A 6774-nucleotide genomic window follows, 5' to 3' on the forward strand; every position below is an offset into this window, starting at 1 on the left:
AACCCAACACCTCACGGCACGAGCTGACGACAGCCATGCAGCACCTGTGCTAGCTCCCACCCGAAGGCGGGTCGTCGCCCTTTCGGGTTCCTACCACTAGCATGTCAAGCCCAGGTAAGGTTCTTCGCGTTGCGTCGAATTAAACCACATGCTCCACCGCTTGTGCGGGCCCCCGTCAATTCCTTTGAGTTTCAGCCTTGCGACCGTACTCCCCAGGCGGGGCACTTAATGCGTTAGCTTCGGCACAGATCCTCGTGGACCTACACCTAGTGCCCATCGTTTAGGGCTGGGACTACCAGGGTATCTAATCCTGTTCGCTCCCCCAGCTTTCGGACCTCAGCGTCAGCAACGGGCCAGAGAGCCGCCTTCGCCACTGGTGTTCCTCCCAATATCTACGCATTCCACCGCTACACTGGGAGTTCCACTCTCCTCTCCCGTGCTCAAGACCTATAGTATCGGACACGGTCTGTGAGTTGAGCCCACAGATTTCACATCCGACTTATAGGCCCGCCTACATCCCCTTTACGCCCAGTAATTCCGGGCAACGCTCGCTCCCTCCGTGTTACCGCGGCTGCTGGCACGGAGTTAGCCGGAGCTTTCTCTGGAGGTACCGTCATCACCCAAGCTTATTCGGCTTAGGTGACCTCGTCCCCCCTAACAGGAGTTTACAACCCGAAGGCCTTCATCCTCCACGCGGCGTCGCTGCGTCAGCCTTTCGGCCATTGCGCAAATTTCTAAACTGCTGCCTCCCGTAGGAGTCTGGGCCGTGTCTCAGTCCCAGTGTGGCCGTTCACCCTCTCAGGCCGGCTACCCATCTTCGCCTTGGTAGGCCTTTACCCTACCAACAAGCTAATGGGACGCGGACTCACCACCAGGCGGCAGCTTGCAAGCAGAGGCCACCTTTTATCCGTTAGCCATGCGACTTACGGACTTCATGCCGTATTAGCCCAGGTTTCCCCGAGTTATCCAGCTCCTAGAGGCAGATTATCCACGTGTTACTCACCCGTCCGCCACTAACCTGTCCAAAGCAAGCTCTAAACAGGTCCGTACGACTTGCATGTTTAAGACACGCCGCCAGCGTTAGCCCTGAGCCAGGATCAAACCCTCCGAAAGAAAAAAAGACCCTGCGGGCAATGCACGCTCTGTTTTCAAAGAACTTTTTGTCAATTGATAGATTAGCACCCTACCCCTGATTTGTCAAGGGCTTTTTTTCAAAAATCTATTTGCTGACAGGACTTACCCTCACAAACCTCCTTTTCCCCACCTTGAGGATGAAGTCCTTGTTCAAGGTGACCATCATATTCAGGTCTTTTATGCGGGTATTGTCTATATACACTCCGCCCTGAGAAACGAGGCGCCTGGCTTCTCCACTGCTTTCTGCAAGCCCGGCTTCGGTAAGAAGCTTCACAATCCAGATGCTCTTTTCGTCCCATTTCAGCCTGAGGGTCTCAATTTCGTCTGGAAGGCCCTTTTCCTTGAAGACCTTCTCGAACTCCTTGCGGGCAACAGAGGCGGCCCCTTTTGAGTGGTACATCGTTACCAGGGTTTCAGCCAGTCTCACCTTCAGATCCTTCGGGTTGGAAATCTTTGCCATGATTTCGCCGCGTATTTCCTCCAGCTCATCAGTGGTTATGTCTGTCGCCAGCTCAAAATAGGAGCATATCAATTCATCAGGTATGGACATAGCCTTGCCAAAGATCTCTCTGGGCGGCTCGCTGATTCCAATATAGTTGCCATAACTCTTGGACATCTTCTGGGTCCCGTCGGTTCCAACCAGAAGGGGCAGGGTGATGACAACTTCGGGTTCCTGGCCATATCCTCTCTGTATTTCTCTGGCAACCAGACAGTTCCATTTCTGGTCGGTGCCCCCCAGTTCTACATCTGCTTTCAGCATCACTGAATCATACCCCTGAACCAGAGGATACAAGAACTCAAGCATGCTTATGGGTTTGCCACTCTTGTATCTTCCCATGAAATCGTCTCTCTCGAGAAGGCGAGCCACGGTATACATGGAAGCGAGTTCCAGCACATCTTCAAACTTAAGAGGGGAACACCATCTGCTGTTGAAGTCAATCAGAGTCTTGTCGGGGTCGAGAATTTTGAATATCTGCTCTTTGTAGGTCTCAGCGTTCTCTTTGACTTCTTCCCTGGAAAGCCTCTTTCTCGCATCTGACTGTTCGCTGGGATCTCCTATCAGCCCTGTGAAATCGCCGATCAGAAAGATGACCTGGTGTCCCAATTCCTGAAACTGTTTCAACTTCCGTATGGGCACTGCGTTTCCTATGTGGATGTCCGGACAGGAAGGGTCGAAACCCGCTTTTATCCTTAGTGGCTTTCCGGTTTCAAGAGAGCGCTCAAGCTTCTTGAGGAGCTCTTCCTCAGAGATGATTTCGTCGGTTCCCCGCTTCAGTTCTTTCAGTTGTTCCTCAGCACTCAGCATATATCCCCACCTAGCAAAATCCAGGCCTTTGGCCTGATAGAAATACCTCTACCTTAGTTATCGACATGGCGGCGAAGGGACTCGAACCCCTGACCTAGTGATTATGATTCACCCGCTCTAACCAACTGAGCTACGCCGCCAGCAAATCTAAAAAAAGTATAACCAGAATTGCGTCGCGCCACATAAGATAGCAGATGTATTCACCACTGTCAACTCAAAACACTTTGCATGTGCTTACTAGTTGTTAGCTCTTCGCTTTCAAGAAAACCCTTTCACCACAGAGACTGAGTTGTGGTTACAAACCCTGGCAAGACCTCAGTGTCCTCAGTGGTTAGGTTTATTCACCACGGAGAACAGGGCGAAGGAGGTGCCTGCCCCTACATAGACCGTTGTGAAACTCCCGACGTTCTGAGCACTTCGACGGGGTCCCCATGCTTTGTGCTTGGCGTGTAGCGTACAGTGTACAGCGAATAGTATGTTGACCTGCGAGAGGTAGGTTCCTATAATCAGCAGGATCACTGTTTTTCTGATATTGGACAGGGGGAGAAGGATATGGTAATAACAGAACGGATTTCATTTGACACAAAGGGTTTCTGCGACCAGGTGGACATAACCCAGATGGTGCAGGAAAAGATAGACGGTTGCGACATCAAAAATGGCATTGTCCTTGTCTTTGTACCAGGTTCAACCGGGGCAATTACAACCATGGAGTTCGAGGGTGGGCTCGAGGCTGACATCAAGAAACTCATGGATAGAGTCGTTCCGGAGAGTGAAGAGTACGCGCACAACTTGACCTGGGGAGACGGGAACGGGTTCAGCCATGTGCGCTCCAGCCTGGTGGGGACAAGTTTTGCCGCGCCTGTCATAGGTGGGAAGATGGCTTTGGGGACCTGGCAGCAGATCGTCTTCCTTGATTTTGATAATAGAGCAAGGTCGAGAAAGTTAATTGTTCAGTTGGTTGGGGAGTAGTTGCCTCGTCCTTCGATCTCATTTACTCAGGACAGGTGCTGAGTGAACAACATATCGATGCACTAGTGCTTGGTAAGGGGAAGTTGCTCATCACGTGGCATATCCTGGATTTCGGAGAGTGGTGAGAATTTTATCACTTCCAGGAACGCGTTTACGACACTGGGGTCATATAGGGTTCCTGAGCCGTTTATGAGTGCGCGTACTGCTGCATCGTGGCTTAGCGCCACTCTGTAGGGCCTTTCAGAGGTGCTCGCATCATAGGAGTCGGCAACTCCTATGATGCGGGCTCCAAGAGGTATATCTATTCCTGAGAGCCCGGAAGGATATCCTGAACCATCGAAGCGCTCATGGTGGTGGAACAGATAGGATACGACTTTGGTGAGCGATGTTATGGGCTTGAGTATGTGTGCACCCCAGTCCACGTGCGACTTTATGTGATTATACTCCTCAACTGTAAGTCTGCCGGGTTTATTCAGTATTGATTCTCGTATGCCTATCTTCCCGATATCGTGAATCATTGCTGCCCTTCGTATTGTTTCGACTTCTGCTTTCGGGAGCCGCATCTTCTTGGCTATCTCCACGGACAACCTTGTTACTCTTTCTGTGTGTCCTCTTGTGTACACGTCCTTGGCTTCCAGGGCATTCGCCAGCATCTGTAAAGTATTGAGGTACAATTCCCCCAGTTTTGATGCCATTGAATTGATGCTGTTGGCAAGAAGACCAAACTCGTCCCTCCTGGACATTTCGATTCTGTATGCAAGGTCGCCGTTTCCTATCCTCTCAGCACCCTTGGCCAGTTTTTCTAGGGGCTTCATTATGATGCCGGCCATAATCATTGAGACTGCGATCCCGACACCCAACAAAACAAGCGCAACTACTGCAAGCCTGTTTCTACCCTGCTTAATGAACTCATCGACGACCAGTACAGGTATCCCGACGTGAACTGTACTTAGCTGGCGCTCTGTTGCCTCCCGGACTGGGGCAGAGAAGTCGTAGAAGAGCTGACCATTTCGAGAAGCGTAAATATCTATGATTCTGTTGTGTATAGGGTTGAGTAGCTGCCTTGATGAAGGGACATATTCTGCTCCGCACATGGATATGTCATTGTGGGCAACTATTCTGCCTGTTTCATCAACGATCTGAGCATATCCAATGGTTTTGTCCGACGCAGTTTCTTTGAGCAGACTGACAAGGCTGAAGTCATCCGGGGCAGACCTAAGAGCGTCGCTGCAGTTTGAGGCCAGGTTGCTGGCAATTGCTCTCCCCATAGCAAGGATCTGATTCTCTAAAGCCAGCCTCTCTCTCTTGAAATCGAAGGAGCCATATGTTCCCACAGTTGCACATATGAGGAAGAGGGAAAGGAGTGCAAGCTTTAACTTTAGTCCAAGACTGAAGCTCATATGCATATGGCCGCCTCACCTGCTAAAACAAAATCGGTCCACCTCGGTTCTTCGAATGTGCCTTCACCATATGCGATCATTGCGGGTACGGAGACACTCGCTTGACACGCCACAATGGTGGATAGGAGCATGAAGCTCATCCATGAGACAAGTCTGGATAAGGCCAAACCTACTCCTTTCCGTGCAGAACGACCTGGAAGCCCAGGCCAATCTTCCTGATTATCATCCTCTGACGTATCAGGTTGCAAAAACTGTGCCCTGCAAGGTAAGCGTATATGCCACTGTCACTTAATTTTTTCTTACAGTAACAGTACTATGGTGTGGTTCATAATGGCACACTTGGGCGATTTTGGTTGTCCATGTAAGGCGCGAATTCCCAAGAACTTATGGGAGGTGGGGTCTCCTGCTCCTTCTGGGCAGGGTTCTGCTCTGGCTGAACGTTTCAGGACAGAAGTCGCAGTTTGCTGACAAGCAGGGTCTCAATTGAGAGGGGTGGAGAAAATTTTCACGCAAAATCTGTATGCCATCGACAATCAGACCTTTCTCCGTTTCCAGGTTCCGGCTTTGAACCAGACAGGAATTGCTATTCCTCTCGCAATGGCCGTTAGACTTATCATCCACCAGATTGCATTGACTCCCAGGCCAAGCGTGATTCCGCAGTAGTATGCGAGTGGAATCCTGGCCAAGGATGTCAGACCTGATACGAGTGTGGGAGGAATCGTGTCGCCCGCTCCAATGAACCCTCCAGCAATGACTATCTCCACCCCCATGAAAATCTGCGACAGGCCAATGATTCTCAGGTAGGCAGTAGCGATAGAGACAACTTGTGGGTCCTGGATGAATATTCGCACAATCTGAGAGGGAATGAGCAGGAATGCCGCTGTGATCAATCCTGTAAACACAGCTATGATGCCCGCGGTTGACCACGCGGACTTCTCCGCCCGATCAGGCCTTCCTGCACCGAGGTTTTGTCCGACAAGAGCAGATGCAGCAATGGAGAAGCCAAATGATGTCATATAGGAGATGGATTCAATCCTGTGACCAATTCCGAGCGCGGCGATTGCCTCTGTTCCAAATACTGCTGTTATCCTGGTCAGAATTATGTACACGACAGAAAACAGCACAAAGTCAGCGCTGGTGGGTACCCCTATACGAAGAAGTCTTCGGAGAATCGAAGTATCTAGTTTTTCGCGGGTTAGCAGCTTTACCTTCAAGATGAGTCGGCCGGAGTTTAGCATGTACAAATAGACCATGGCGCCCAAGAGGTGGGATAGGGCTGTGGCTAAGGCTGCTCCATTGGTCTCCATTCTGGGGAAGGGGCCAATGCCCAGAATAAGGAGAGGGTCCAGAACTGCATTGGTGATGAGAGTGAAAGCCATGATCTTCAAGGGGGTTCTCGTGTCTCCCGCCCCCTGCATTGCAGAGCCAAATATGAAGAAAACGAAGATGGCCGGGCTGCTTATGAAAGAGATTTTGAGATAGGAGGAACCCAATGGTACGACATCCGGGCCTACACCCAGAAGTTGCATGAATCTTGCTGAAAGAAGGAAGCCAGCAAGGCCCGCTACCACTGAGAAGATGAGTCCGAAGTTTATCGCCTGTCTGACCACGTACGCAGCGAACTCTTTGTCCTTGGCTCCGACGAAGCGCGCCACCATTGCGGTGACGCCTCCGGCGATCATCTGTGCGAGCGCCATCAAGGTCCATAAGATGAACATGGATGATGTGACTGCTGCCAGATAGGATGCGCCAAGTCTTCCGACCCAGAAGGCGTCAATGAGGCGCATGACCGTATCGATTCCCATCTGGAGGACCGCCGGCCACGCCAGGTAGAAAATAGCTCTTGGTATGTTAGATGTGGTTAGGTCTATCCTTTGTCTATCCAATAGAACCACCTGATCAAGATTGATGAGGTGAAAGTATAACAAACTCATACTTGAGTCAACAAAAAGGGCCAGTTTCAGG

Annotated in this window: 4 protein-coding genes, 1 tRNA gene and 1 rRNA gene; 1 reads left to right on the top strand and 5 read right to left on the bottom strand. The window is 50.8% G+C overall.

What is annotated here, in order from left to right:
- The 3 genes from E3J62_11070 to E3J62_11080 form a co-directional block, all read right to left on the bottom strand.
- Positions 1-1114: ribosomal RNA gene (locus tag E3J62_11070) — 16S ribosomal RNA — on the bottom strand; the annotation flags it as partial.
- A 105-nt stretch (positions 1115-1219) separates the two neighbouring features.
- Complete coding sequence (locus tag E3J62_11075; protein ID TET44181.1) at positions 1220-2440, bottom strand: tyrosine--tRNA ligase; 1221 nt, start codon at positions 2438-2440, stop codon at positions 1220-1222.
- A gap of 66 nt (positions 2441-2506) precedes the next feature.
- Positions 2507-2580, bottom strand: a tRNA-Met gene (locus E3J62_11080).
- A 412-nt stretch (positions 2581-2992) separates the two neighbouring features.
- Here E3J62_11080 and E3J62_11085 point away from each other — a divergent pair.
- Complete coding sequence (locus E3J62_11085; protein ID TET44182.1) at positions 2993-3409, top strand: YjbQ family protein; 417 nt, start codon at positions 2993-2995, stop codon at positions 3407-3409.
- A 62-nt stretch (positions 3410-3471) separates the two neighbouring features.
- Here E3J62_11085 and E3J62_11090 read toward each other — a convergent pair whose 3' ends face one another.
- Together E3J62_11090 and E3J62_11095 are read right to left on the bottom strand one after the other, a co-directional pair.
- Positions 3472-4815: an HD domain-containing protein gene (locus tag E3J62_11090; GenBank protein TET44183.1), complete on the bottom strand. Its 1344-nt coding sequence runs from the start codon at positions 4813-4815 to the stop codon at positions 3472-3474.
- Between the two features lie 527 nt (positions 4816-5342).
- Entirely contained in the window at positions 5343-6743 is a 1401-nt protein-coding gene (locus E3J62_11095) for an MATE family efflux transporter (protein TET44184.1), read from the bottom strand.
- Positions 6744-6774: the final 31 nt, after the last annotated feature.

Source organism: candidate division TA06 bacterium (assembly GCA_004376575.1).
Taxonomy (GTDB): domain Bacteria; phylum Hydrothermota; class DG-26; order E44-bin18; family E44-bin18; genus E44-bin18.

What these genes read in the sequence shown, in the direction of transcription:
- E3J62_11075 (TET44181.1), bottom strand. Translation starts at nt 2,440, where the DNA reads ATGCTGAGTGCTGAGGAACAACTGAAAGAACTGAAGCGGGGAACCGAC.
- E3J62_11085 (TET44182.1), top strand. Translation starts at nt 2,993, where the DNA reads ATGGTAATAACAGAACGGATTTCATTTGACACAAAGGGTTTCTGCGAC.
- E3J62_11090 (TET44183.1), bottom strand. Translation starts at nt 4,815, where the DNA reads ATGCATATGAGCTTCAGTCTTGGACTAAAGTTAAAGCTTGCACTCCTT.
- E3J62_11095 (TET44184.1), bottom strand. Translation starts at nt 6,743, where the DNA reads ATGAGTTTGTTATACTTTCACCTCATCAATCTTGATCAGGTGGTTCTA.